This window comes from Acinetobacter sp. 228 (genome assembly GCF_048147885.1).
Window position 1 is genome coordinate 1 of the sequence record NZ_JAYWYV010000165.1, and the last position, 1659, is coordinate 1659.

The 1659-nt window shown below is 40.3% G+C and carries 2 protein-coding genes; one reads left to right on the forward strand and one right to left on the reverse strand.

Annotated features, from left to right (window positions below):
• Window position 1: 1 nt before the first annotated feature.
• A complete protein-coding gene (gene fba, locus VXQ92_RS16985; protein ID WP_416682605.1) occupies window positions 2-1024 on the forward strand; it encodes a class II fructose-bisphosphate aldolase in 1023 nt (340 codons plus the stop codon).
• 118 nt (window positions 1025-1142) lie between these two features.
• Here the strand turns inward: fba and VXQ92_RS16990 are convergent.
• A partial coding sequence (locus VXQ92_RS16990) for a peptidylprolyl isomerase (RefSeq protein ID WP_416682606.1) occupies window positions 1143-1659 on the reverse strand: 517 nt, incomplete at its 5' end.

Genomic DNA, 1659 nt, shown 5'->3' on the forward strand with positions numbered 1-1659 from the left:
AATGCGCCAGCTCTTGGATCACGCTGCGGAACATAACTACGGCGTACCAGCATTTAACGTAAATAACTTAGAACAAATGCGTGCAATTATGCTTGCCGCAGATGCTACCAATTCACCTGTAATTGTTCAGGCATCTGCTGGAGCTCGCAAATATGCAGGCGCTCCATTCTTACGCCATCTTATTTTGGCTGCAATTGAAGAATGGCTACACATTCCAGTGGTAATGCACCAAGACCATGGTACAAGCCCTGATGTATGCCAACGTTCTATTCAACTTGGTTTTAGCTCAGTGATGATGGACGGTTCATTAGGCGCTGATGGTAAAACTCCTACAACTTACGATTACAACGTAGATGTAACTCGTCAAGTGGTAGCAATGGCTCATGCTTGTGGTGTATCTGTTGAAGGTGAGATCGGTTGCTTAGGTAGCCTTGAAACAGGTATGGCTGGAGAAGAAGACGGTGTGGGTGCAGAAGGTGTACTAGACCATTCTCAGCTTTTAACCTCTGTTGAAGAAGCAAAACAATTCGTTGCTGATACAAATGTTGATGCTTTAGCAATTGCTGTAGGTACTTCACACGGTGCTTATAAATTTACACGTCCACCTACAGGGGATATTTTAGCAATTGACCGTATTAAAGAAATTCATGCGGCATTGCCAAATACTCACCTTGTAATGCACGGTTCAAGCTCTGTACCACAAGAATGGTTAAAAGTAATTAACGAGTTTGGTGGTAATATTGGTGAGACTTATGGTGTACCAGTTGAACAGCTTGTAGAAGCGATTAAACATGGTGTACGTAAAATCAATATCGATACTGACTTGCGTTTAGCTTCAACAGGTGCAATTCGTCGTTTCATGGCGGAAAACCCAGCTGAATTTGACCCACGTAAGTATTTCGCTAAAACTGTCGATTCAATGAAACAAATTTGTATCGATCGTTATGAAGCTTTCGGTACAGCTGGTAATGCTGACAAGATTCGCCCAATTTCTTTAGAGAAAATGGTTGATCGTTATAAATAATTCCCGTTAGGGTCTGATTTATAGAAACCGGTTATTCATATAACCGGTTTTTTAATGGCTGGGTTTTGTTTATAAAAAAACCTGTGATCAACACAGGTTTTAACGACAAAAGATTAACTTATTTTTGTAAGTTCTTTTTGTCGAGGCTTGGATCTTTAATTTCTACATAAGCATTTGCACGTACTTCACGCAACCAGCTATCAATTTCAGTGTTAAATTGACGCTCACCTAAAATTTGACGTGCCATACGCTCTTGATATTCATGTGTCATATCTTTTTCGCGTTTGTCTGTAACTTGTAAGATATGCCAGCCGAATTGAGTTTGGAAAGGTTCACTAATTTCACCTACAGGAATTTCCTGCATTTTTTTATCAAACTCAGGAACCATCATACCTGGCGTAACCCAACCTAGACTGCCGCCATCACGTGCTGAACCTGTATCGTTTGAATAAGTTGCAGCAAGAGTAGCGAAATCTTCACCCGCTTTTAATCGCTTGTAAATGCTATCAATTATTTGTTTCGCATTTTCAGGGCTTACCACTTCGGAAGGTTGAATAAGAATATGGCGTGTCTGATATTGCGGTACTAATGCTTTCTGTTCATTTTGCTTACGTTCTAAAAGTTTTAGAACATGT